Raw genomic sequence first — 24,479 nt, 5'->3', positions numbered from 1 at the left:
CCATTGCATCCCGCGTCAAGGCTGACGGTTGCCTGCTCACCTGAAGCGAGGCGTCAATACATGGTCGATGAACTGGATCTGCGAACCTTCACGCCACATCCGCAACGCGACGCTGTGCTCCGCGAAGTGCACGCACGCCCCTTCACGCGCCTTATTTCGCCGTTCAGCGTGATCCACTTCGCTTTTCTTGCACAGGGCGAGGCGGCCACAAGCGATCGCTGCCGTTTTATCGATTTTTGCCTCGAGCGCAATCTTACGCCGCCTGAGCAATCGGCGAAACTTCATCAGATTGTCATCGGGCCCGCTACGCTACGCTGGGAGCAGCATTCGGAATTTACAACGTTCACCTGGATCTGGACTAACGCAAATTGTTCTGCCGCAGACCAATTTGACAAAGTTGATGGTACTGTCCGATCGCTGATCCGCGCGTTGCGTCAGACCGGACAGTTGCTGGTCGCGATCAGGCTAGAAGTGGAGCGGGACGCTTCGCCGACCACGCGGGCCGAACAGATTTTTGACAAGAACAGCCTGGCCATGGTTGCCACAAAGAGCGGCGCAGGCGTCGCCGCCTCAGACTTCCGCGTAGACGAAAAAGGCTTTACGAAAATCCTCGTCTGCGACCTCGGGTTGACGTCGCACGATCTCGGAGCGCTGGTGCAACGGCTCCTGGAAATCGAGACCTACCGTCCATTGGCGCTGCTTGGCCTGTCGGCGGCCCTTGAGCTTGCACCATCTGTTGATCGCATCGACCGCCGTCTTGTTGAGGCGCTCGAGAAAATGCAAAGCGGTGAGGGGCTGCAGTTCAACAACCACCTACTTGCCGAGCTGACGGCGCTGGCCGCATCCTTCGAAAGAGGCGCGACCGGCAGCCTGTTTCGATTCGGCGCCAGTAGGGCCTATAACGAGCTGGTCCAATCGCGACTATCCATCATTGAAGGCAACGATGTCTCGGGCTATCCGACCTGGTCGTCGTTTCTGGCACGCCGCATGGCGCCGGCGATGCGAACCTGCGCAACTGTGGAGGATCGTCAGGCGACTCTGTCGGTCAAGCTCGCGCGTGCCGCCGATCTGTTGCGAACCCGGGTCGACGTCGAAATCGAACGACAGAATCGTGACCTGTTGCAAGCTATCAACGAGCGCGCGAGACAGCAACTTCGGCTGCAGTGCACGGTCGAAGGATTGTCGGTCGGGGCGATAGGATATTATGTGGTCAGCCTGTTTAGCTATCTTGCCAAGGGCGCGCATGACGTCGGACTGCGAGTAGAGCCCTCGTTCCTGACCGCAGCCTTCGTGCCGATCGCGGTCGGCGTGATCTGGCTGGTGAGTTATAATGTCCGAAAGCGACACCTCAAGCACAACGACGCGCCCTCGGTTACTTGCGACTAGAGCCCCTTAAGGGAATCGGTGCGTCCGTCCTGCGAATCTCGCATGGTCGGGGTGCGACGCTGCCGCAAGATCGCGGCCGGCTCCTGCGCAAGGTAATGGCCCCACGGAACAGCCGGGCGCGGCAATGTGGGCCGGGTCAGTCGCCGTTGCGACGGTTGGGACGGGGCCAGATCAGGCTGAAGCGCTCACCTTCCTCGTCGGCGAAGAGGTTGGCGAAGATCGCAGCGGTGAAGCTCGGATCGTCGAGCTTCAGACCCAGATAATCGCGGCCCTCGTTGGAGCGCTTCGACTAGGCGGCCCCGATCTCCACACGGCCGACATAGACCCGGTGGCTCGGTGCGTTGTCGCCGGCACCCGAGAGCGTGCAACCCATTCCCTACGCGGTTGGTTGGTCGTTCGAAGGCGGCTCGCGGCTCTGGCTCAGCCGGGGGAGATTCCAGTGGGATCACAGCGCAGCAATAAATGTGAACGGGCCGCGCGGCCGACGCGTAATCACGGCACCAAATCCGTCCGTTGCTGAAGGGAGAGGGCGCGTGTCAATCGCAGTGCGGTGAATTTCGGAGCGGATCTGGCGCGCGTTGCCGCGAGTGTCAGTTCTGCTCCGACGATTTGCCGTGCGGAGATATGCCGGGCTCCAGGCTCGAACTGCCTAATCCTGCAGCCCGAACGTGCGGTATGCCAGCTCGGTCAATGCCCGTCATATCGTATCTCCGATTTTTATATCCTGGTCACACCTCGTGCACACGACCCCCCTGAGCAGTTGACAAACCTAAACTCCCGGACCAGTTCATCACAGTCCGTCTTGCAAAGCGCCACCATCTGGGGACGATATTTGGTACGATCCCCTGATCGTAGATCAGCGCTACGAATCGTGCCGGGCAGCGGGTCGGCGATTGTCGAGAAGTTCGACGGCTTGATCCAAATCTCTACCAAGGTGGCGGAGAATTAACCCTCGACTTGGCTAGTACAGGTGCAATTCAGTTTTCGCGACTCGGGCCACTGCCCTTAGTCATGTGGCGCACGGCGCCCGCTTAGACTAGCATGCCGCCGACGCGCCCGCGGGTCGATCCGCTAATGCGCTTGGCAATGCTGATGAGGCTTAGGCTTTCAGCTCGAATAGCCAACTCGAGTAGCCGCGGGTCATTCGCTTACCTGATGCGGAGACCCGTAGACCAAAGCGAGTCAGGCTATCCCGCTGACGCGACCATTTTCCGAGCTTCCCCCAGCGAAATGATCGTGCTTGTGCACCGTTCAGGGATGTATTCCGTGCTCTCGATGTGGTTTACGAAAGAACTGTTGAGCGTTCCCGCGCATGATCCTCTCTATCAGACCACGAGTATCTTCAAGCGCAACCCACCCTTCGGCAACCAATTGCGAGAGTGCCATAGCGATTCCACGACGCGCTACAAACGCATGGCCGTAAATTGGCTCGACAGCGACATAGTCGCCGCCAAAGGTGAAGATCTTGTTCGACGGAACGGCCATCAGAAACTCCTTCAGAAAGCGAACGCCCGCCACCGGATTGATAATCCATGCCCAGCACATGTCGATCGCGGCATTCGGATAATGTTTGGCCAGCGCGATAAACTCGTGCTCGTATGGATAGCCGATATGCATGAGAACAAAACGGGTTTCGGGAAAGTCTTGCAACAGACGGCATACGTCTGCGGCATTGCTGTGGGTACGGCCGAGTTGCATCACGCCATAGCCGGCCAAAACGCCGGTGTGCAGCTTGACCGGTAGGCCGCACTCGCCAGCTTTTTCGACGCAATAGCGGAACAGATAATCTTGCAGCGCCTTGAGGTCCTCAGGACCGAGAGCATGTAACGCGCCGACCCTGTCGGCATGGTGGGGAAATAGCCTTGACGCATGCGCCTTGGTGACAGGCTCGAAATTAAGAGCGCGCGAATAAGCTATCTGCGATTTTACGGCCACGGCTTTGGCGCCGTATGTTGCGAAATAGTAGTCGATGACGCCGAGCCACTCGTCGAGCGTCGTCGGGCATCGACCTGTCTCGGCCTCCACCCACGCAAAATCAGCAGCACTACACCGGCACAGTTGAAGGATGCTTATATCGTGATCGAGGAGCCCTGGCTGTTCGGTCTCCATGAAGATGCGCTGTAGCGAATTGATATGGCAGCCCTTGATGTTCGCCTGGCCCAAAATGCGTGCATAAAAGCCAGGTTGAACGGTTTCACGATATTTCTCCGCGATGCGCGGTAGGCTCTCGGCAGTGAGATCGTCTTCACCGTAAACGCCGCGAAACGTATGGCGCAGCGCCTGGGCGTAGCCAGTGTGGCGGATTCGGTCCCAGTAAGGGGCGATCAGCCGATACTTTTCGTGACTTGGAAGATCCGGCAAGAGAAACCTACGCAAATCGGCCGCCGGGAGGCCGGCAACTACCAGATCCTCGGCAGCATAGGACCTGAACAAATACGCCCAGTCGTTGCACGGTAACGTTCGCGGATGGATCGCTCCGGCAAGGCGCTGACTTTCCTCAATCAAGTGCTCATGGGTATCCACAAAGGGCGTCTTCTCAACCCATTGTGCGATCTGTCGATCGGAGTCCGTCATCGCCTCCCAGCCAATCGCAGCTCTACTCATCTTGGGCTCCCTTTAAATAAGGACAGTCGCTTGCGTCCGCATTTGCGACCGCCGCTCGCGTTAGACATGCTGTACGTCTGGCGTTGGTCAGCAACGCTCCCAGGGCCGCGGCCGGTACGATCAATTGTTTACGACATCACTAGGATGGGTGACGCGTTCCTTAAGAGCCTCGGTCATTGGAAAGTTGAGGTTGATGTTCTTCGGCGGGATCGCGGCCATGAACCATTTATCGTAGATTTTCGTGAACTCGCCGGAAGCCATAAGCTTAGAGAGAACGTCGTCGACCATTTTTTTGAAGTCGGGATCATCCTTCGAGAACATCAGACCATAATAATAGATCGTGCCGTAGTTGGCTCTTAGGAAAGTGAGGTCAGCGGGGTTCGAATAATCCGCCTTCATACCGGCCAAGAGAATGTCCGCCTCCACCCACGCCGATGCCCGCCCGGTGGCCAGCAGCAGCAGGGATTCAGCATGGTCTTTGGCTTGTGCGATCGTAAGATTGAGACCTTCATCCTGCGAGATACTTTTGGCGATGCCAAGCGCATCGGATCCCTGTGTGACAACGATAGTCTTGCCCTTTAGATCTTTCGGCGTCTTGAACCCGCTCGACACCTTGGCGAGCCAAGCCGTTTGGCTGGCGAAGGTCGAAACGCTGAATGAGACCTGCTCCAGACGCTGCTTGCTGCTGGCAGTGCCGCCGCACTCGATATCGATCGTACCGTTCTGTATCAGCGGGATACGGTTGGACGAATTGACCGGCGTGAGCTTTATCTGAAGGTCTGGAGTGCTGAGATCAGCTTTCAGCCGATCGACGATATGCGCACACAGGTCCAGGGAAAAACCGACGGGCTTCTGGTCGCCGCCGAGATAGGAAAAGGGGATCGAAGCTTCGCGATAGCCAATGGTGATCGCCTTTTTCGACTTGATGTTGTCGAGCGTCGGACCGGCCTGAGCCGTGGAGAATGAAAGCATGGTGATAGCAGTTGCGGAGAGCAGTGCAAACATTCTGGGCATGGAGATCTCTCTGTTCGGGTAAGATGCGGCTAGTGAATGATCTGGTTGAGGAAGGCCTTGGCCCGTTCCGTGTTCGGTGCGCGAAAGAAGGTGCTCGGATCGCCCTCTTCCACGATTGAGCCGCAATCCATAAAGACCACACGATCCGCCACTTCGCGCGCGAAACCCATTTCATGGGTGACGCAGATCATTGTTATTCCGTCCTGCGCGAGCTCAACTATGGTTTCGAGCACCTCCTTGACCATTTCCGGATCCAGGGCAGAAGTCGGCTCGTCGAACAGCATGATCTTGGGTTGCATGCACAAGGCGCGAGCTATAGCGACACGCTGCTGCTGACCGCCAGACAATTGCGAGGGATACTTTTTGGCCTGATCGTGGATCCGGACCTTCCTCAGCAACACCATCGCTCGGTCACGTGCTTCGGACTGAGCAAGACCTCTGACTTTCATCGGAGCCAACATGCAATTCTCGAGCACCGAGAGATGCGGAAACAGGTTGAAGCTCTGAAAGACCATGCCGACTTCACAGCGAACAGTGTTGATATCGCGAATCCGATCTGTAAGCTCGGTCCCGTCGACGACTATGCGGCCGGAATCATGCTTTTCGATATGATTGATGCAGCGGATCAGGGTCGACTTCCCGGAACCCGACGGCCCGCAGAGTACGATCTTTTCTCCTTTTGCAATGTTGAGGTTGATATCACTCAGGGCATTGAAGCTGCCGAACCGCTTGATGAGGTGCTCGACGACAACCATCGGGAGTTGGTCGGCTGGGCTAACCGTGCGCTCTTGCTGCATGCTGGTCTCCAGGTTGAAGCCGCCAGGGAAGGACGGGCCATCAGATCATCGATTGACTATGGATGGGCGCCCGCGATCGCGTACTTCTTGCGGAGTGAGGCGACGAATTGGGACGCGGCGGAACTTATGATGAGATAAGCAACGGCTACTGCCAGGTACATCTCGACGAGGCGACCATTGAGCTGTGCAAGCTTCGAAGCCGCACCAAGCAGATCGGTGAGCGACAGGACGTACACGAGGGACGTATCCTGAAACAGAATGATGGTCTGGCTCAGGATGATGGGGCTGGCGACCCGAAACACCTGCGGCAGGACGATGTGGCGATACGTATCGAATGTCGACAAGGCGAGAGCCTGGCAGGCCTCGAATTGCCCCTTGTTCACCGCGCGCAAGCCGACGCGGATGATTTCCGAATAATAGGCGGCCTCGAACAAACCGAACGTAATGAACGCCGTGTAGGTGGCACCCACTGGAATCGGACGACCATTGCCTGACAGGTGGCCCAGAACGACGGGCACCAAGAAGAAAAACCAGAACAGGACGAGAATGAGCGGAATCGATCGCATCAGGGCGACGTAGCCACGGACGAGCTGGCTCAGAATGCGGAGTTCAAAATGCTGCACGAGAGCGAAGAGCGTTCCGAGAAACATCCCAAAGAAGAAGGCAGCTGCCGTCAAGGAGAGCGAGAATAGCAATCCTGACCATAAATAGGGCCATGCCTGCGCGATGATCGAGAAATCGAGGCTGTTCATTTCACGACCTCCATACTGCTGGGCACGGCGCCTTCAAGATTTACGTCGTCAAAATCTGCTCCCACAGCTTCCTTGCCCGGTGCCGTAGCGGGAATACGCACCGCTTTGTCGATGAGCATCATCGTCTGATAGGCGATCAGAGCCAAGGCAAGATAGATGAGTGTGGCGGCACCGAATGCCGTGAAGGTTTGGAACGTAGTGTCACTGATTTGGCGCGCTTGAGCGGTCAACTCCATCAAGCCGATGGTCAGAGCAACGGACGTGTTCTTGTAGATGCCCATCACCTCGCTTGTCAGGCTTGGCACGATGAGGCGCAGAGCCTGCGGCAGGATGATATGGCGATAGGTCAGATATCCGCTCAGACCAAGTGCGGCAGCCGCTTCGGCTTGCCCTTTCGGCAAGGCTTCGATGCCTGCCCGAACCTGTTCCGCGATGCGCGCCGCGGTGTACAGGCTCAGACACCAGAGGGCCGGAAAGAAAGATCCCCAGGGCGGAGGAATCTGCTTGATCCAGTCGCCGATTGTACTCGGAAGAAGCTCGGGCAGGACGAAGTACCAAAGGAACATCTGCACGAGAACGGGGATGTTTCGGAAGATCTCCACGTACATTCGCGCTAATGCCCTGAAAAAGGAACTCCGCATGGTTCGACCTATGCCGACGACGACTCCGACCGCGAACGCTATCCACCAGCCGAAGAAGGCAAGCGCCAAGGTCCAACCAAGGCCCGAAAGAAGCCAGTCGATGTACCGCTGGCCATCCGACGTATTTTCAAGAAGAACTCCGAACATCGCGAGCCTCACGATTGCGGGTGTTTTTCTCAAGCCGCTCCCATGCCAAATCCTAAGCGGCCCTGAATGACTTTTTTGACTGGCGTCCACGGATGAGATGCACCAGACAGTCCACATCGTCGACCGTGTTGAACATGCCGAACGACACGCGAATGCCGTCGCGCTCGGGGGAAACACGCACGCCATTCTCTTCGAAGTAGCCGAGCCATTCTGTCGCGGGCAGACCAACGACGTAGATGTGTGGCGAGCGATGGTCTCGCTGACGCGGACCGACGAGACTGAGGCCGAGCTCGTCCAGTTGGGCGATAAGATGATCGCCCAGGTCGAAGCAATGGTTCTGAATGTTTGTCACGCCAATCTGCTCGATCATGTCGAGGGAGGCGCCGAGCGCGTGAATTGCGGGAAGGTTGAAGTTTCCTAGTTCGAAACGTCGCGCGCTCGGAGATGGCGACAAGCGATCGGCACGCGCGATAAGGTCGTCAGGAATCTCGGCCAAGCTGGCAGCGGCGAGATAGGCAGGCTCCAACTCCGCCAGCTTCTTATTCCAATAGAGCAATCCAAGACCTTGAGGGACGAGCAATCCCTTGTGACTGCCGGAGCCAACGAAGCTTGCCTGAATAGCTTTCGCGTCGATCGGAACGACCCCGATCGCCTGCATGACGTCGACGACGAAATACAGCTTCTTATCCGCGCAAAGAGAGCCGATGCTCTCGATGTCGAAGCGATGTCCGGCGTGGAAGGTGACGTGCGACAGCGATATCGCGCGAGTTTTTTCATCGATGTGGGGAAGGAAAGTGTCCGCGTTGACGACATCCGTCATCGGAAGGAAGTCGATCTGGACGCCCTTCTTTTTCAAATTGAGGAAGGCATAGGCGTTATTTGGATGATCTCCGTGGATCATCAAAACTTTATCACCGGCTCGCAGAGGCAACGCATTCGCCGCGACGTTCATGCTTTCCGATGTGTTCTTCGTGAAGGCGATTTCGTCGGCTGACACACCAAGGAAACGGGCGACCTTGGCACGCGTTTGCTCAACCCGATCGAGCCATACGCTTTTCGGTCCGGCTGTCTCCAAGCCTTCACGAAGGAAGGTGTCGATCGCCGTCTTTACAGGTCGCGCCAGCGGCGTCTGAAAGCCGGAATCGAGGTAGACCATCCTTTCGGCTGCCGGGAACTCCTTGCGCACAGCTTCCACGTCGTAATGACGCGACATTCCCATCTCCTTTTTGGACACCTCGCCTCGCACCGGTCGAATTCGGGCCCCAGCCGCAGGCCCAACACACTGCGCGCTGCACAATCTCTGATCATGAGACGACAGCGCCAACGTTATGAGCAAAGGGCAAGCGCGTCTAACGTATTTTTCATATTGTAGTAGTATTTATTCCAAAAAATGATAATTTACCTCTATGGGAGATTCGCGTGACGCAGCAAGAACGAACGGCTGGACCGCTCGACCGAGCATTCGCCATCATCGGTTACGTCGCTCATCAGACGAAGGCCGTCTCGGTCGCGGAGATCGCGAACGCCCTTTCGTTACCCGTTCCGACAGCCCATCGGCTTGTTGGAAACCTGGAAGAACGCGGCCTTCTCCAGAAGGCGCTTGGATCCAAGCGCTACGCGGTGGGCAATCAGCTGGTCACACTGTCCGCCAAAGTCATCGGCGCGGCTTTTCGCACGGCGCGGCGACACGCGGTGCTGCGCGCGGTTGCCAGCGAGATCGGCGAACAGTGCGAAATTGGCGTCGTGCGCGACAACGTCGTCGCTTACGTCGACAGCGTACGGGTGTCCCAACCACAGGGGCTTCAATTCAATCCCGGCGAGGCTGCTCCCCTTCACTGCACCTCGACTGGAAAAATCTACATGAGTCGGTTACCTGAGAGAGCGCGTGAGAAGTTATGTCGTTCGCTCGCTCTGACACGGTACACCGACAACACCATCGTGGATTACGACACCCTCATGAAGCTTCTCGAGGAAACTCGCCGTCGCGGATGGGCCAAGACCAACGAGGAATACGTGAAGGGCGTCGTTGGCTGCGCGGTCCCCATCGTTTCCCCGGACCGAGAGCTGATCGCCTGCCTTGGCGTATCGGTGCCCGTGGCGCGAGTGAGCTTCACAGAGCTGGATCGCTTCATTCCTCCACTTCAAAGAGCCGCCGCGCTGCTATCGCAAACCATCCTTCAGACAGACAGTGAAGACGACACACTTGAGGATACTTGATGATCCTCAGCGCCGGCCTTCTGGGCAGGAGAGAGAGCGTGATCGGCTGAGAACGTATCACCATCGATGTGATCGACGATCTCGTCGGTTTCGCCAGTCGCCTCGCCTATTCTGAATGAAATCGCCGGCTGCTTCAGTGTTTGCGCCTGTCGCGAATGACGGCGCCGAGATCAGCAGGTGTGTGTATGAACATAGTCCATCCGCATGTCAGCGTGCGCTTACTGTCATGTGTAAGCGATCGCTGACACCTTAAAAGGTCGGCGATCGCCAACATTTCGGGATGTCAGCGATCCCTGACATAAACATAAAGAAATGATTAGCTTCCGCCCTTATCCGAGCAGCGCCGGAGCTCGAGACCAACCTTCGAACCCTCAGCTTTCGGAGAAAGTTCTTTGGGTCTATTCGATAGTCCCGATTAAGGCAGCTGAAATGGCCCGAGCCAGAACTTGCCGGTTTTCTGGATTGCTTACCATTGTGGTGTGGTTGCCTGGCATTGGGACCGCATGAATGGCCCCCGCATTCAAAACCAAGTCCCAACCCTTGTTTGGCGAGTTTGCCTTGCGATGCAGTTGTTCGTCAGGTTGTACCTCAGGGCTGATAAGAGGCTCACTGGCATAAAACTGATGTATCTCGATCGGGAGCGACGGCACTCGGTACGAGTGTAGCGCCCGGTGAAATGTCGCGGCCCTTTGATACATCGAAACATCGCCGTGGAGATCGTGGTCTGGAGGTAACGCTCCCATTTGCTGCGCCTTTTCGAGCAACTCAAAAATGGAACATTGCTCAGGGTGTCGTTCGAAAACCTCGCCATATTCATCGCGCGAGATTCCACAACGCTCCAAAACAAATTCTCGAGCCAAATTGATATGTGATGCGCCAGAAGAATCTGCAGGTGAACTAACATCGATGAACGCCATGAATGATACAAGTTCGTCGATGCTCAGGAATTGCTCGGCGATTGCATAGGCCAGGATTGCACCTGATGAGTATCCAGCAAAGCGGTATGGGCCTCGTGGCTGGATCTCTTTAATCGCAAGGATCACCTCTGCGGCCATCGTCTCAAGAGTTGGTGAACAAACGTCATTGAAGGGCGGCCACGGCAGAGCGTAGACGGGGCAATCTACATCCATTTCCGCTACCAAACCGAAGACATAGGAACAATCCCCAAAACCTGTGGGGACAAAGAACAGCGGTGGCTGCGATCCGGTTGATCGAACGGAAATCACCCCTCGGCTACTGGGCTGTGGCTCCACATGAATCTTTGATGCAAATTCCTTCAGAACAGGGGTTTGGAAGAGGTCGGCAGCGCTAAAGCTCAGCCCAAGTTCTAATGCTCGACTGAGCATCTGCACGGCCAGGAGCGAGTGGCCGCCCAGTTCGAAGAAGTGGTCGTGGCGTCCGATGCGCTCGACACCGAGAAGCTCGGCCCAGATCCGCGCCAGCGCGGTCTCGACCGCACCCTGCGGCGCCTCATAGGCCGCCAGCGCATAGGCCTCGTCGGCCGGCGCCGGCAGCGCGTTCCGATCGAGCTTGCCGTTCACCGTCAGCGGCAGCGCCGCGATCGGCACGAACGCAGCCGGCACCATGTAGTCCGGCAGCCGGCTACTCAAGTGCGCGCGCAAGGCGCCCGCAAGCCCACCTCCATCGCCCTCGACCGAGCCGGCCTCGGGGGCGCCGGCCTCGGGCGCGCAGACCACATAGGCGATCAGATGCTTGTCGCCGGCGCGGCTCTGGCGCGCCATCACGACCGCCTCGCGGACCCAGGCGTGCTCGCAAAGCTTTGCGACGATCTCGCCCGGCTCGATGCGGTAGCCGCGGATCTTCACCTGGTCGTCGTTGCGGCCCAGGAACTCAATATTGCCGTCCGGCAGATAACGCCCGAGGTCACCGGTCCGGTACAGCCGATCGCCCTCGACAAAGGGACTGGCGATGAACCGCTCGGCCGTCAGTTCAGGGCGGTTCAGGTAGCCCCGCGCCACCCCCGCCCCGCCGATGTAAAGCTCGCCCACCGCGCCGAACGGCACGGGCGCGCCATGGCCATCCAGCAGGTACACCCGCGTGTTGGCAATCGGGCGCCCGATCGGGACCACTGCCCCATCAAAATCGGCAGGGCAATTCCAGACCGTCGCGCAAACTGTTGTCTCGGTCGGGCCATAAGCGTTGACAATTGATGCCTGGGCGAGACTTCGGATGAGTTCAGCCTTCGGCAGCTCGCCAGCAAGAATGAGAACTTGCGAAGCCAAACATCCCAGATTCTTGCTTGCCGGTAGCAACGCGGGGGGTAACGTCGCATGGGTGATAGCTTCGCTTCGGAGATAATCCGATAGCTTGTTACTCGCTTGACGGATCTCATCCGCAGGCAAGTGCAATGCGGCTCCAGAGCCAAACGCCATAACAAGCTCCCAAGCGCTTGCATCAAATCCAATGGAGGCGAACTGCACGACTCGGCTCTTAGAAGAAGCGCGAAAAAGGCCGAGTTGAGCCAACAGCAGATTGACCAGCCCTCGATGCTGGATCATGACGCCCTTTGGGGTCCCCGTGGAGCCTGAGGTGTAGATCACATAGGCGAGATGGCTGGATGTGAGGCCAAGCGCGCGCGGGTCGGGGTCCGCATCCGGCCGGTCGGCCCAGGCCGGCGTGGCCGTCGCCAGATCGACCACCGTCACAGCGTCCAGCACCTCGCGGCCGAGTGCTGTGCGTCCGGCGGCATCGCAAAGCAGCAGCCGCGGCGCTGCATCGTCGACAACCTGCCGCAGCCGTTCGCCGGGATAGGCCGGGTCCAGCGGCAGATAGGCACCGCCCGACTTGAGGATCGCCAAAAGCCCGACCACCATCGCCAGGCTGCGTTCCAGGCAGATCGCCACCGGCTGGTCCGGCTTGACCCCGAGGGCGATCAGATGATGCGCCAGCCGGTTGGCCCGTGCGTTGAGCTCACCATAGCTCAGCCGCTCATCTTCGCAGACCAGTGCCACAGCCTCCGGCGCCTTGTGCACCTGCGCCTCGAACAGCTCGTGGATGCACCGTTCCGACGGATAAGGCGCCGCCGTCCGGTTCAACTCCTCCAAGAGATAGCTGCGCTCCTCGGCCGGCAGGATGTCGAGCTCGCGCACCGGCATGTTGGGGGCATGCTGCAGCGCCTCGGCCAGTTGCTCGAGCGCCCGCTGCATGTAGCCGCAGACCCGATCAGCAGAGACAGGCTCCGCCACCTGCGCCGTCAGGCCGAGCGCTTCGCCATAGTCCTCGACCGACAAGTTTACGGGATAGTTGGTGCGCTCCTCGCCGCCGAGCCATTCCACGCCCGACAGGACATCATCCGTTCCGAAACCGGGCGTGGCCGCCGGCCTGTTGTGACGGTAGTTCAACAGCGCGCTGAACAGCGGCGCCGGCGCCGCAACGCCGCTGCAGCGTTGCGCCAGCGCCAGCGAAGCATGCTCGTGCGCCAGCAGCTCGGAAAGCTGCGCGTGGGTGCTGCGCACGCTCGCCGCAGCCCCGGTCTCGTCCAGGGCAAGCCGCACAGGCAGCGTGTTGATGAACAGACCCATTGTACGGTCGGCGCCCGCCCCCGCATGCATCCGGCCGAACAGCACTGTGCCGAACACCACCTGCTCTCGGCCGCTGCTGCGCGCCACCACCTGCCCCCAGGCCAGATGGCACAGGCTGGCCAAGCTCACCCCGAGCCGCTGCGCCTGTTCGCGCAGCCGCTCGTTGAGCGCCTGCGGCAGCATCCGATGCGCCTCGCCGACGCCGCTGCCGTCGCCGTAGACCTCGCTTAGCCCGAACGGCACGGTGGGCTCGTCGATGTCGGCCAGCATCTTTCGGAAGAACTCTTCGTGCGCTTGTGCACTCACGCCCAGCCGAGTTTGCACAACCAGATTGCGGAACGGCTGGGGCTGTGACAACTCGTGCACGCGCCCCTCCAGCACGGCGCGCACCTCGGTATGCATCACCTCCAGCGTCGTGTGATCGCCGATCAAATGGTGCTGCAACTGCAGCAGCAGCCAGCCCCTGCTGTCCGGCTCGCGCGCTATCACAAACCGCAACAAGGGCGCCTGGCCAATTTCGATGCGCTGCCGGCGCGGATCAAACCGGCGCCGGAGCTCTTCGGCACCGGAGCTTTCGCAGCCGTCCAGCTCGACTTCGCTCACGTGTAGCGGCGCGCGCCGCCAGACGACCTGGACCGGGCTCGACAGCCCTTCCCAAACAAACGCCGTACGCAGGATATCGTGCCGATCCACCACCTGCTGAACCGCACCAAGATAACGCTCCAACAGGTCACGCTCGGCAAACGCCACCTGCGACACCATCAGGTAGGGATCGCCCCGACTGGCTAGCAGATGATGGAACAGGATGCCGTCTTGCAGCGGCGAGAGGCCATAGATGTCTTGGATGTTGCTGACGCCGCCGGGCACTGTGGCGACGATCCGATCGATCTCGCCCTGTGTCAGCTCAATAAGCGGCAGCATTGGCGGCGTAATGGCGGTGCTTTGCTCGGTGATCAGGTTGACGGGGGCTGCCACCTCGTGATGACTACCGAGGCCGGCGGCAAGATCGGCCAGCACCGGCCTGGCGAACAAGGTACGTACCTCCACCCCGAGCGACAGCCGCCGCAGCCGCTCCAAGACCTGCACGGCCAGGAGCGAGTGGCCGCCCAGTTCGAAGAAATGGTCGTGGCGTCCGATGCGCTCGAGACCGAGAAGCTCGGCCCAGATCCGCGCCAGCGCGGTCTCGACCGCACCCTGCGGCGCCTCATAGGCCGCCAGCGCATAGGCCTCGTCGGCCGGCGCCGGCAGCGCGTTCCGATCGAGCTTGCCGTTCGGCGTCAGCGGCAGGGCCGCGATCGGCACGAACGCCGCCGGCACCATGTAGTCCGGCAGCCGGCTACTCAAGTGCGCGCGCAAGGCGCCCGCAAGCCCGCCTCCATCGCCTTCGTCCGCAGCCTCCGGCGCGCAGACCACATAGGCGATCAGATGCTTGTCACCGGCGCGGCTCTGGCGCGCCACCACCACCGCCTCGCGCACAAGGGCGTGCTCGCAAAGCTTTGCGACGATCTCGCCCGGCTCGATTCGGAAGCCGCGGATCTTCACCTGGTCGTCGTTGCGGCCCAGGAACTCAATATTGCCGTCCGGCAGATAACGCCCGAGGTCGCCGGTCCGGTACAGCCGATCGCCCTCGACAAAGGGACTGGCGATGAACCGCTCGGCTGTCAGTTCGGGGCGGTTCAGGTAGCCCCGCGCCACCCCCGCCCCGCCGATGTAAAGCTCGCCCACCGCGCCGAACGGCACGGGCGCGCGATGGCCATCCAGCAGGTACACCCGCGTGTTGGCAATCGGGCGCCCGATCGGGACCACTGACCCATCAAAATCAGCCGGACAAGTCCAGGCCGTCACGTCGATAGCAGCTTCCGTGGGACCGTATAGATTGTGCAGACCGGTCCAAGGCAATACGCGACGAACCTTCTGCGCAAGGGAGGTAGACAGCGCCTCACCACTACAGATGAGACGCTTCAGCGATGTGCAGCGATCAACACCCTTCGCGTCAATAAAGCTGATCAGCATGGATGGTACAAAGTGTGCCGTGGTGATGCGTTGGCTGACTATCAAGTTGACAAGCGCATCGGGGTCTTTGTGCGCACCAGGAAGCGCCAGCACCAGGCTCGCCCCTTCAAGCAACGTCCAGAAGAATTCCCAGACCGAAACATCGAAGCCAAATGAGGTCTTCTGCAAGACAACGTCAGTCGCATTGAGTGCGTAGGCTTTTTGCATCCAGATCAGGCGATTGATAATGGCCCGATGCTCATTCTGCGCTCCTTTGGGCGTTCCGGTTGAGCCTGAGGTGTAGATCACATAGGCGAGATGACTGGATGTGAGGCCAAGCGTGCGCGGGTCAGGGTCCACATCCGGCCGTTCGGCCAAGGCCGGCGTGGCCGTCGCCAGATCGACCACCGTCACAGCATCCAGCACCTCGCGGCCGAGTGCTGCGCGTCCGGCGGAATCGCAAAGCAGCAGCCGCGGCGCTGCATCGTCGACAACCTGCCGCAGCCGCTCGCTGGGATAGGCCGGGTCCAGCGGCAGATAGGCACCGCCCGACTTGAGGATCGCCAAAAGCCCGACCACCATCGCCAGGCTGCGTTCCAGGCAGATCGCCACCGGCTGGTCCGGCTTGACCCCGAGGGCGATCAGATGATGCGCCAGCCGGTTGGCCCGTGCGTTGAGCTCACCATAGCTCAGCCGCTCAGCTTCGCAGACCAGCGCCACCGCCTCCGGCGCCTTGTGCACCTGCGCCTCGAACAGCTCGTGGATGCACCGTTCCGACGGATAAGGCGCCGCCGTCCGGTTCAACTCCTCCAAGAGATAGCTGCGCTCCTCGGCCGGCAGGATGTCGATGCGGCGGACCTCTTGCTGCGCATCGGCAGCCATCGCCCGCAGCAACGCCAGCAGATAACCACGCTGCCGCTCGATCGTCGCGCGATCGAACAGCGCCGTAACATAACCCAGTGTTCCGGCGATCTCCTCGCCATGCTCGCCAAGGCTCAGCTCCAGATCGAACTTGATCTGATCGATCCCGTCGGAAGCAGCCTCCACACTCAGCCCCGGCAGGTCCAGTGACCCAACCGCATTGTTCTCCCAAGCCAGCATCACCTGCAACAACGGCGTGTGATCAAGAGCCCGGGGCGGCTGCACGATCTCCACCACCTGCTCGAACGGCAGGTCCTGATGCTCTTGCGCAGCCAGCACCGTGCGCCGCGTCCGCTCCAGAAGCTCCGACACGCTCGGCTCGCCTGACAGGTCCAGCCGAAGCGCCAGGGTGTTGACGAAGAAGCCGATCAACCCTTCGATCTCCCGATGCCCCCGATTGGCGCTCGGCACGCCGATCACAAGATCGTCCTGCCCCGACAGACGCGACAGCACCGCCGCCCAGGCCGCCAACACCGTCATGAACAACGTCGTGCCATGCTGCAGGCTCAGCCGCTTCAGCTCCCGCGTCAGATCCGCATCGATGACGATCGGGACCGTGGCCGCGGCAAACGACTGCTGGGCCGGCCGCACACGGTCTGTCGGCAAGACAAGACGGGTCGTGCCTGCCAGGGCGCTGCGCCAATACTGCGCCTGCTTCTGCAGCCGTTCCCCCGACAGCCATTGGCGTTGCCAGGCGGCGTAATCCGGATACTGGATCGCAAGCGGCGGCAGAGGATCGTCCTGCCCAGCCGCGAATGCCCGGTAGAGCTGGCTAAGTTCACGCAGCAGCACGCCCATCGACCAGCCGTCCGAGACGATGTGATGCTGGGTCAGCAGGAAGACGTGCTCCTCATCCGACATCCGCACCAGACGCCCGCGGATCAGCGGACCGCGTGCAAGATCGAATGGCGTGCGTCCCTCTTCTTGGCACAGATCCAAAAGTGCCGCTTCCGCATCCGATCTCTCCCGCAGATCGTGCTCAACTATCGGCAGACCCGCATCCGGGGGCAGAATCTCAACCCGGGGCTTGCCCTGGGTCGCGACAAAGACACTGCGCAGCGCCTCATGACGCGCAAACAGACGGTCAAGGCTGCGCTGCCAGGCGCTGTGGTCGAGCATCCCGCGCAGTCGCAAGGTCAGCGGAATGTGATAGTTCGTGCTGTCTTCGTTCAGCTGCGCCAAAAACCATAGCCGCTGCTGCGCAAATGACAGCACAAGCGGCTCATGACGCGACACGGTCGCAATCGACGGCAGCTCTTGCGGACCGGAGCGGCTCAACAGCTCGACGATGCTTGCTGCCAGGTCAGTCAGCACTGGCCTTGCGAACAGCGTCGACAGCGACAGTTCGACCCCGACAGCCTGTGACAGCCGGCTCGACACCTGCACGGCCAAGAGCGAGTGGCCGCCCAGTTCGAAGAAATGGTCGTGGCGTCCGATGCGCTCGACACCGAGAAGCTCGGCCCAGATCCGCGCCAGCGCGGTCTCGACCGCACCCTGCGGCGCCTCATAGGCCGCCAGCGCATAGGCCTGATCGGCCGGCGCCGGCAGCGCGTTGCGATCGAGCTTGCCATTCACCGTGAGCGGAAGCGCGGCCAGCCGCACGAACGCACTCGGCACCATGTAGTCCGGCAGCCGCGCACTTAAGTGCGCCCGCAAGGCGCCCGCAAGCCCGCCTCCGTCGCCCTCGTCTGAGCCGGCCTCGGGCGCGCAGACCACATAGGCGATCAGATGCTTGTCGCCGGCGCCGTTCTGGCCCGCCACCACCACCGCCTCGCGCACCCAGGCGTGCTCGCAAAGCTTTGCTACGATCTCGCCCGGCTCGATGCGATAGCCGCGGATCTTCACCTGATCGTCGTTACGGCCCAGGAACTCAAGATTGCCGTCCGGCAGATAACGTGCCAGGTCGCCGGTCCGGTACAGCCGATCGCCCTCGACAAAGGGACTGGCGATGAACCGCTCGGCTGTCAGCTCAGGGCGGTTCAGGTAGCCCCGCGCCACCCCCGCCCCGCCAATGTAAAGTTCGCCCACCGCGCCGAACGGCACGGGCGCACCATGGCCATCCAGCAGGTACACCCGCGTGTTGGCGATTGGACGTCCCACGTGAGGCATCTGGGGCCAACATGACGGATCGCCCGCAAGGTGGTGCTCGGAAATGACGCTGATTTCCGTGGACCCATATTGATTGATCAATCTCGCGTTCGGGTGTGCTTCGAAGAACGCCCTAAGCAGTGGAGTGGCCTGCAATCGCTCGCCGGCTGTATAAAGCTCTCTTAAAGAGGGCAGCTGCACGCGCTGCGTGCTCCAGACTTCCGCAAAATGATTCAATGCTACGAACGGGAGGAAAAGCCGCTCGATCGCCTCCCGCTCTACAAATTCCAGCAGGTCGGAGAAGCGCCTCCGGGTCTCTTCCCGCAGGAGCACAAGCACTCCGCCGTCCTTCCAACAAATGAACAATTCCTGGCAGGACACATCGAAGTTCAGGGTCGCGAATTGAAGTGTGCGCAGTTGTGACGTGCCAATCCCCGCAAGCGAATTCACAAGCGCGCCATGCGACATTTCAACGCCCTTGGGGATTCCGGTTGAGCCGGAGGTATAGATGACATAGGCGAGATGGCGCGATGTGAGGCCAAGCGTGCCCGGGTCCGGGTTCGAAGGCGGCCGCTCGCCCCAAGTCGGGGTCGCCGTCTCCAGATCGACCACCGTCATATCGGCCACGGCTTCGGCGCCCAATGCGGTTCGACCGGCGACATCGCAAAGCAGCAGTTTCGGTTCTGCATCGTCGACAATCTGCCGCAGCCGCGCCGACGGATAAGCCGGATCTAGCGGCAGATAGGCGCCGCCGGCCTTCAGGATCGCCAAGACACCAACCACCATCGCTAGGCTGCGTTCCAGGCAGATCGCTACCGGCTGGTCCGGCTTGACCCCGAGCTCGATCAGATGATGCGCCAGCCGGTTGGCCCGCGCATTGAGTTCGCCATAGCTCAGTCTCTCCTTCTCATGGACCACCGCCACCGCTTCCGGTGCCTTTTGCACCCGCTCCTCGAATAGCTCATGGATACATCGCTCAAACGAATAAGGCGCCGCCGTCCGATTCAAATCCTCCAGTAGATACGCGCGTTCGTCGGTTGGCAGAATGTCGATTCGGCCGACAGCCTGCCCCGCATCGTCCATCACGCCGCGCAACAACGTTTGCAAATGCTGCGTCATGCGGTCAATCTGCTTCGTCGCCAATCGAGCGGCATCAAAATGCCAGCGGAAGCTCCCATCCGGAGCGCGAACCTCAAAAGTCAGCAAATTGCCGCATAAGGCTTGGCCCGTTTTGTGGCTCGTCGTCAGATCGTCAGCGACGGAACAGCTCTCTGTCGTGATTGCAATGCCAATCGGCCAAGGCTGGCGCGCCCGTAGCGCCTCCACACCTCTCAATGTCGGGCAACGCGCGATAAGATCCCGGGCAAAGCTAGCGTGCGTCCTCAGCTGAGCGACTTCGGCCGCTACGGTTTTGCGCACTTCTTCAAAATCATGAGCAAGCTCAATGCAAACATCCATCGGCACGACGGAGGCGATCAACACCTCGACGAGTTTGGAGCCAGTTTGCAATCCATCCCATGCAGGCTTCCATCCCAGTTGAAATTCTTTTTCCCCCGTGATCCGAGCGAGATAGATCAGCCAAGCCGTTACCAAATACTCCGAGCGATCTTGTGGGGATAGTTTAGCCAAAGTGCTTAGGCTGGACCACGAACTCGACTGCCATCGGGAAGGCGCTGCAGCCGCGGACGATGACACGAAAGGAGGATGCAGTCTTCTAAACTGCTCGAGCCGCCGTCGCCAAAACTCCTCCCCACGCGCCAGCAGTTCATGTGCGGCAGATATGCTCTGCACCTGTTCATCGCTCAAGATTGGAAGGCGACTTCCTTGATTCACGTAAATCGCTCACACCGGTTCGGATCTGTTGTGGGGCTTAGGCTGCCCTGCATTGATGTGACGAAACCCTTCGCCGAAGCAGATCACTCAATCTTCCTGCCGACCTTCCGCATCACCAAATATGGTACCGGCAGTATCGCAGCTGCCAGTCAGAGTTTCTGGTGGGCGTTCTCATCGAACGACTTCTCCTCTATGGCGCCCTTGAGAGGATTACGCATGTATCGTGCCAAAGGTGAAATCGACTGCAATCAATGCGATAGCCACAGCAGTGCTATGTCAGCTGTCCAACAGCGTCGCCAGACATCGGACAACTGAGCGCGCTATCAATCGGCACAAGCCTCCGATCGCCTGGTCCGGACAAGGGAAAATGGACCTGGAATGCCAAAGTAATTTGTCAGCTCAGCCGAGCCGCATCACGTGCGCATCTCGTAAAACCGGGACAAAGACTTTTTCTGAGGTCCGCGCGCGCGGTACGAGGCAGTGCCTGGATCGCTCGAGTAAATGTTTCTCGCAATTGGCGGCAGTTCATATTGGATTGGCGTTTCTTCGCATCGCTCAATATGTGGAGCCTGCCGGGTCGTCGAGCTTGTGGCGCTCGGTTCCGGTGAGGGGCGGGTTGAAGATGCTAACGAGGATCATGTCGTTGTCCCGTCCCCCGCGCAGGAAATGCTTGTCATGCTTGTCAAGCACATACATGTCACCCTTGCGAATGGGAAAGACATTGCCGTCCATGTCCTCGACCTCGCCCTCTCCAGCGATGCAGTAACAGGCTTCGAGATGATTCCGGTATTGCAGAAGCGAAACGGTGTTAGCGCGCACCACGGTGTGGCAGATGCTAAAACCCATGCCGTCCTTATCCGTCAGAAGGCGGTGGCTAGTACCATTGCCCCAATCGACGAAGTGATCGGTTGCTTCGACGTCGTGCAGGCTACGCACAATCATAGTGTTCGATTGCCCGGTGCAGGTTGAAGTGATTGATCCAAAAGCTGGAGGCCGTTGTTCTGCCCCGGAACTGCGACTTCCCTGTCGCGCGACCGACTGCGGTCTCCGTCGAAACAACCGACCGTCGGTCGCGGAGAACCCGTGCAGTAGTCCTACGGGATCGGCTACACGCAAAAGACTTGCCATTTGCCCGACGGCGACTAGTAACAATATCGGCGCGAGGGTATTTCGCAGCCGAGCCCGATCGGCGCGTACCAACTTGATGTTCCACGTCTCGCGCGGTACCGCCGCTTACCTTTGTATTCCCCAGCATGCTGCTGGAGATATTGCCGGCGACATAAACTGTCTCCAGTCGCAGATTTGGCAAGCCGTTTCCTTCCTTGCTGTGCCTCTCGCCGCGAATACGGTTCCGCAGCGTCTCAGCCAATTGAGCAAATCTCATGCCGTGGTCGCAGACCGATGAAAGATAAAGTTGTGGCTGTCTCAGCTGGCTAGCGAATGAGAACGATTTGGCTGGGCGTGTAGCCAATCTAACAAACTGCCGAGATATGGCCGAATACAAACAGGTCCGCGAGCGAGAACCGTTCGAACAATGCGGCTTTTTAATCCGCTATGGGTAAATGCCGATATAGATTGAGCACCTGATACCCGAGCCGAATGAACCCACGTGCAGGTCACTAGATCAGGTCCCCGGGGCTAGGCCAACAGCAGGCGGATATCGTCGATTATTTGCCCGGTCTCGAGCTCATGATGATGCCGTCGCCAAGAAATCGCGTGGTCCGGAACGCGCGCGTCGTTCGCGGCTCCGCGCCTAGCTTGCCGGCATGTCCGGCCCCTTCCGAAGGCTAAACGCGAACGGGAAGGCCTCGGCCGAAAGAGACTCGAGCGCGGTCTGCTCTTCGGTGAGGCGTCTTTCGATGAACCGACGTTCGACATCCGACAGGTTCGACTTCAGCAGGCGACGATAGCGGTGGATGTTGTTGCGGTGAGCACGAATGCGGGCCAAATATTCATCGAGCATCCTGGACGCTCCTGACGTCGTCGCAATCTCTACGAAGATATATTCAGGCGAGCATGTCGTCGGTCAACGCGCCGCCTGTCGCCGCATCTCGGAAGCCGTTCGGCAGGCGGATAAGGACCATGGCAGTTCGTGATATCATTCCTTTACCTAGCCTAGCATTTCCATCGCGACGATCCGCAGCGATTTTGGCTCGCCATACGCCGTCTTTCTGCTCGGGTAGTCGCTCATACAGAGCTGGACGCTTGTAAAGCGCGAGGAATAGTCGGCAACGCCCCCGCCGCCGGACGCTTGTCGCTAATAAGCTCGGCCGCCAGTATTCTCTGCCGACGAGCTGAACATCGTTTGCCGATGTGCTATACGCATCTTCGTTGAGAACAGCTTTTTGAGAGTTTCGATGTCTCTTTCGATTGGATTGATTGTGGACGGCTATGTGAAACTAAACGACCGTATCGCGCTGGAGAACCTTCTAGCGCATCGGCGGGAGCTACTGCAGCAGCTGAAGTGTGTTACTGGAATTGATCCGAAGCAAGCGGTCGCTCAGGTCAGTCAAGAAATCGCAGTGATCGAAAGTGCACTTGCGGCGCTCGCGCCAGAGTAAACAGCGACGGCAGACCGGCTCGCGTCAGTTGACCGCCTCCTTTTCCGTGGCCATAATTTCCGTGGCCATCTGACGCCAATTGCTGAGTCGCTCCGTCAATGCCGCTTTTTCGGTCGAAGAGCGGTTTGATCGATCCGCCGCCCGTCGGCACGTCAGCTATAAGACCCGGCTGCGTGCGCAAAGCGTGGACGCGCTGCCTTGAGTGGGAACCGCTCTCTTGCTTCAAAGATCTGCCTCTCGCAGCGAGCGACGCGTCAAACGATTCACATATGCAAATGCGCCCTGGCGGACGCATGGCCCTATCGTGACGGATCAGGCAGAGAATCGGGGAACCAGGCTTGAGCGACGGCGCTTCTTCGCAAAACAGATTTTTCGTTCGCAAAGGCGGCAAGGGTTGAATGGTTTATGATCGAGAACGTAAGGGGCCAGCGCTGATTGGGACCAGCTTGGCAACCAATCTAACCATAGAGCAAGCCGAACAGGTGAAGCGGATCCTCACCGCTCCGCAGGAACACAAGGTCTCATTTTGAGCAGAGCATTCGAGATGGTAGGTTGTGTGATCGTTCGGGCCTACGGAAGGCAACTTGATCAATTGCGCGAAGAAGCCTCCCGTATTTCCCGAGGACTGAGAGTCGACTGGTGGATCGAACGCGCAGATGAAGGAGCGCGATTTTGCTTCGAGAACGAGGAATCGAAAAAAGCTTTCGCCTCGATCTGCGAGAACCTCGCTATTGCTTTCCGGGAAGCTTAGAGAGTTGATTTCAATACGAAGGCTTCTGAACCGGCCAGGATCTGAAGGTGCCCTCTTGGCGCTTCTGGCGATCGACGAACTTGCAAAGACCCAACGAAAGCGTTTCGGCGATCTCTGCAGGACCGGCGGCAACTCCGATCCGTAGGCCTGATCCATCACACCAACAATCCCGTTCTCATCGCTGGATCTGCCTTTGATTCTTCTCGTTGCCGCGATAACAGACGCTTTGAGACGAGCTACGCATTGTGCTGCAGGTGGTGAGGCCAATAGTGAGGACCGCTAGGGGCTTACCTGTGAAGCACATTCATACCTGCTTGTTCTTAAGGGCCCGCCCACCGAAAGGCTGTGCGTGTCGGAAAGATTGCTAGGGTGACGCCTCCAGCGCTCCTGTGCCTGATTGTTCGAGGGGTCGATACTTGTCGCGCCGGAGTTTGATCTGGCGCAGAAATGCTGCGCAAGCCAGGAAAAAATGTATGATGCGCGCGCAACGCGAACTATCTGAGACAATCGATCACCGAACTCTTTCATCAAGATCACGGCCTGGATTCGTAGCTCCGTGTGCCGGAGTTTAACGGCGCATGGGCTGTCATCGCGAAATCTGCATTGCATCAGAACACGTATTGCCGCCGCAAGGACACCATATGCACACGCCGGCGCAACGAGCGATTCGATGGCGATTGATTGTGCATGCCGAGCACAATGTAAATAGTTTAGAGTCCGACGAAGGTCGGACTTTTCTTTTACGGGCTGCTGCGTGTGGGGACGATATTTCGATGAGTCGGGCAGGCGAGCGTTAGAGAGCGAGAGGCGAGTCCAACCGCCCGCGCTCTTTCGCTTGCTGATCATGGAAGGGGCATCCGCAAGGTTGGAGAGGGACAAACATGTTCGACGTCTACGTAAACGATAGCGACGAATTGCTGGTCGTGCCCCAGGGAGCTCGACCACCTATCATCGGCTCGTTCGGCAAGTGGCGAAAAAAGAAAACACACGTGACCAGCGTCAGCCAGGAGATCAGGTCGGTCGTTCAGAAAGACGGGCACTACATGCGAAAACGGAGTGATTCGAGGAAGCGGATCCCTACGGAAACCTGAGCGGATCAATCTGCAATCGCCGGGCCTCCACATGTGGAAAACCATACCACGCGCCATGGCCAGCGGCGTACGGTTTTGCGCGAGCTCGTCTCGTAGAAAGCCTCGCGTGCCGAACGTCGAGCGCGGGATTTAAATGAAGGCA

Annotated in this window: 14 protein-coding genes and 1 pseudogene; 5 read left to right on the top strand and 10 right to left on the bottom strand. The window is 59.3% G+C overall.

The window, feature by feature from the left end; genetic code table 11:
* Window positions 1-60 precede the first annotated feature (60 nt).
* Window positions 61-1,386, top strand: a complete 1,326-nt coding sequence (locus MTR72_RS38290; RefSeq protein ID WP_280969238.1) for a DUF3422 family protein — start codon at window positions 61-63, stop codon at window positions 1,384-1,386.
* Between the two features lie 136 nt (window positions 1,387-1,522).
* Here MTR72_RS38290 and MTR72_RS38285 read toward each other — a convergent pair.
* From MTR72_RS38285 to MTR72_RS38255, 7 genes and pseudogenes are all read right to left on the bottom strand, one after another.
* A pseudogene (locus MTR72_RS38285) lies at window positions 1,523-1,744 on the bottom strand (DUF736 domain-containing protein); the annotation flags it as partial.
* An 893-nt stretch (window positions 1,745-2,637) separates the two neighbouring features.
* Complete coding sequence (locus MTR72_RS38280; RefSeq protein ID WP_341512191.1) at window positions 2,638-3,990, bottom strand: amidohydrolase family protein; 1,353 nt, start codon at window positions 3,988-3,990, stop codon at window positions 2,638-2,640.
* Window positions 3,991-4,110: 120 nt separating this feature from the next.
* Window positions 4,111-5,004, bottom strand: coding sequence for an amino acid ABC transporter substrate-binding protein (locus MTR72_RS38275; protein ID WP_280969236.1), 894 nt, complete (start codon window positions 5,002-5,004; stop codon window positions 4,111-4,113).
* A gap of 29 nt (window positions 5,005-5,033) precedes the next feature.
* Window positions 5,034-5,801 carry an amino acid ABC transporter ATP-binding protein gene (locus tag MTR72_RS38270; RefSeq protein ID WP_280969235.1) on the bottom strand — a complete coding sequence of 256 codons (768 nt, stop codon included), beginning with the start codon at window positions 5,799-5,801 and terminating at the stop codon, window positions 5,034-5,036.
* 56 nt (window positions 5,802-5,857) lie between these two features.
* The gene (locus tag MTR72_RS38265; RefSeq protein ID WP_280969234.1) at window positions 5,858-6,553 is read right to left on the bottom strand and encodes an amino acid ABC transporter permease; all 696 of its coding nucleotides are present in this window, start codon (window positions 6,551-6,553) and stop codon (window positions 5,858-5,860) included.
* The gene (locus tag MTR72_RS38260) at window positions 6,550-7,341 is read right to left on the bottom strand and encodes an amino acid ABC transporter permease (protein WP_280969233.1); all 792 of its coding nucleotides are present in this window, start codon (window positions 7,339-7,341) and stop codon (window positions 6,550-6,552) included. Before MTR72_RS38260 ends, MTR72_RS38265 begins: the two co-directional genes overlap by 4 nt.
* 52 nt (window positions 7,342-7,393) lie before the next feature.
* Window positions 7,394-8,554 carry an aminotransferase class V-fold PLP-dependent enzyme gene (locus MTR72_RS38255; protein ID WP_341512190.1) on the bottom strand — a complete coding sequence of 387 codons (1,161 nt, stop codon included), beginning with the start codon at window positions 8,552-8,554 and terminating at the stop codon, window positions 7,394-7,396.
* Between the two features lie 206 nt (window positions 8,555-8,760).
* Here MTR72_RS38255 and MTR72_RS38250 point away from each other — a divergent pair, with 206 nt between their 5' ends.
* Entirely contained in the window at window positions 8,761-9,558 is a 798-nt protein-coding gene (locus tag MTR72_RS38250; RefSeq protein WP_280969231.1) for an IclR family transcriptional regulator, read from the top strand.
* Window positions 9,559-9,956: 398 nt separating this feature from the next.
* Here the strand turns inward: MTR72_RS38250 and MTR72_RS38245 are convergent, their stop codons facing one another.
* Window positions 9,957-19,694, bottom strand: coding sequence for a non-ribosomal peptide synthetase (locus MTR72_RS38245; protein WP_341512189.1), 9,738 nt, complete (start codon window positions 19,692-19,694; stop codon window positions 9,957-9,959).
* 111 nt (window positions 19,695-19,805) lie between these two features.
* Here MTR72_RS38245 and MTR72_RS38240 point away from each other — a divergent pair, with 111 nt between their 5' ends.
* Complete coding sequence (locus tag MTR72_RS38240; protein ID WP_280969229.1) at window positions 19,806-20,249, top strand: hypothetical protein; 444 nt, start codon at window positions 19,806-19,808, stop codon at window positions 20,247-20,249.
* A 240-nt stretch (window positions 20,250-20,489) separates the two neighbouring features.
* Here MTR72_RS38240 and MTR72_RS38235 read toward each other — a convergent pair whose 3' ends face one another.
* Both MTR72_RS38235 and MTR72_RS38230 read right to left on the bottom strand, forming a co-directional pair.
* A complete protein-coding gene (locus tag MTR72_RS38235; protein ID WP_280969228.1) occupies window positions 20,490-20,876 on the bottom strand; it encodes an ectoine synthase in 387 nt (128 codons plus the stop codon).
* Window positions 20,877-21,687: 811 nt separating this feature from the next.
* On the bottom strand, window positions 21,688-21,897 hold the full coding sequence (locus tag MTR72_RS38230) for a hypothetical protein (protein ID WP_341512188.1): 210 nt from the start codon (window positions 21,895-21,897) through the stop codon (window positions 21,688-21,690).
* Window positions 21,898-22,291: 394 nt separating this feature from the next.
* On the opposite strand from MTR72_RS38230, the gene MTR72_RS38225 reads away from it, so the two are divergent.
* Complete coding sequence (locus tag MTR72_RS38225) at window positions 22,292-22,495, top strand: hypothetical protein (protein ID WP_280969226.1); 204 nt, start codon at window positions 22,292-22,294, stop codon at window positions 22,493-22,495.
* Between the two features lie 1,632 nt (window positions 22,496-24,127).
* Window positions 24,128-24,337 (top strand): hypothetical protein, encoded by a 210-nt coding sequence (locus MTR72_RS38220; protein ID WP_341512187.1) that lies wholly within the window; start codon window positions 24,128-24,130, stop codon window positions 24,335-24,337.
* Window positions 24,338-24,479 lie beyond the last annotated feature (142 nt).

The sequence above is a fragment of the Bradyrhizobium sp. ISRA442 genome, assembly GCF_038085055.1.
GTDB lineage: Bacteria > Pseudomonadota > Alphaproteobacteria > Rhizobiales > Xanthobacteraceae > Bradyrhizobium.
Note: the sequence above shows the minus strand (reverse complement) of the source record. Positions and strands in the feature narration are given on the sequence as shown.

Excerpts from the sequence above, each read along its gene's own strand:
- MTR72_RS38290 (WP_280969238.1), top strand. The coding sequence starts at position 61 with ATGGTCGATGAACTGGATCTGCGAACCTTCACGCCACATCCGCAACGC.
- MTR72_RS38280 (WP_341512191.1), bottom strand. The coding sequence starts at position 3,990 with ATGAGTAGAGCTGCGATTGGCTGGGAGGCGATGACGGACTCCGATCGA.
- MTR72_RS38275 (WP_280969236.1), bottom strand. The coding sequence starts at position 5,004 with ATGCCCAGAATGTTTGCACTGCTCTCCGCAACTGCTATCACCATGCTT.
- MTR72_RS38270 (WP_280969235.1), bottom strand. The coding sequence starts at position 5,801 with ATGCAGCAAGAGCGCACGGTTAGCCCAGCCGACCAACTCCCGATGGTT.
- MTR72_RS38265 (WP_280969234.1), bottom strand. The coding sequence starts at position 6,553 with ATGAACAGCCTCGATTTCTCGATCATCGCGCAGGCATGGCCCTATTTA.
- MTR72_RS38260 (WP_280969233.1), bottom strand. The coding sequence starts at position 7,341 with ATGTTCGGAGTTCTTCTTGAAAATACGTCGGATGGCCAGCGGTACATC.
- MTR72_RS38255 (WP_341512190.1), bottom strand. The coding sequence starts at position 8,554 with ATGTCGCGTCATTACGACGTGGAAGCTGTGCGCAAGGAGTTCCCGGCA.
- MTR72_RS38240 (WP_280969229.1), top strand. The coding sequence starts at position 19,806 with ATGCAGTCTTCTAAACTGCTCGAGCCGCCGTCGCCAAAACTCCTCCCC.
- MTR72_RS38235 (WP_280969228.1), bottom strand. The coding sequence starts at position 20,876 with ATGATTGTGCGTAGCCTGCACGACGTCGAAGCAACCGATCACTTCGTC.
- MTR72_RS38230 (WP_341512188.1), bottom strand. The coding sequence starts at position 21,897 with ATGCTCGATGAATATTTGGCCCGCATTCGTGCTCACCGCAACAACATC.
- MTR72_RS38225 (WP_280969226.1), top strand. The coding sequence starts at position 22,292 with ATGTCTCTTTCGATTGGATTGATTGTGGACGGCTATGTGAAACTAAAC.
- MTR72_RS38220 (WP_341512187.1), top strand. The coding sequence starts at position 24,128 with ATGTTCGACGTCTACGTAAACGATAGCGACGAATTGCTGGTCGTGCCC.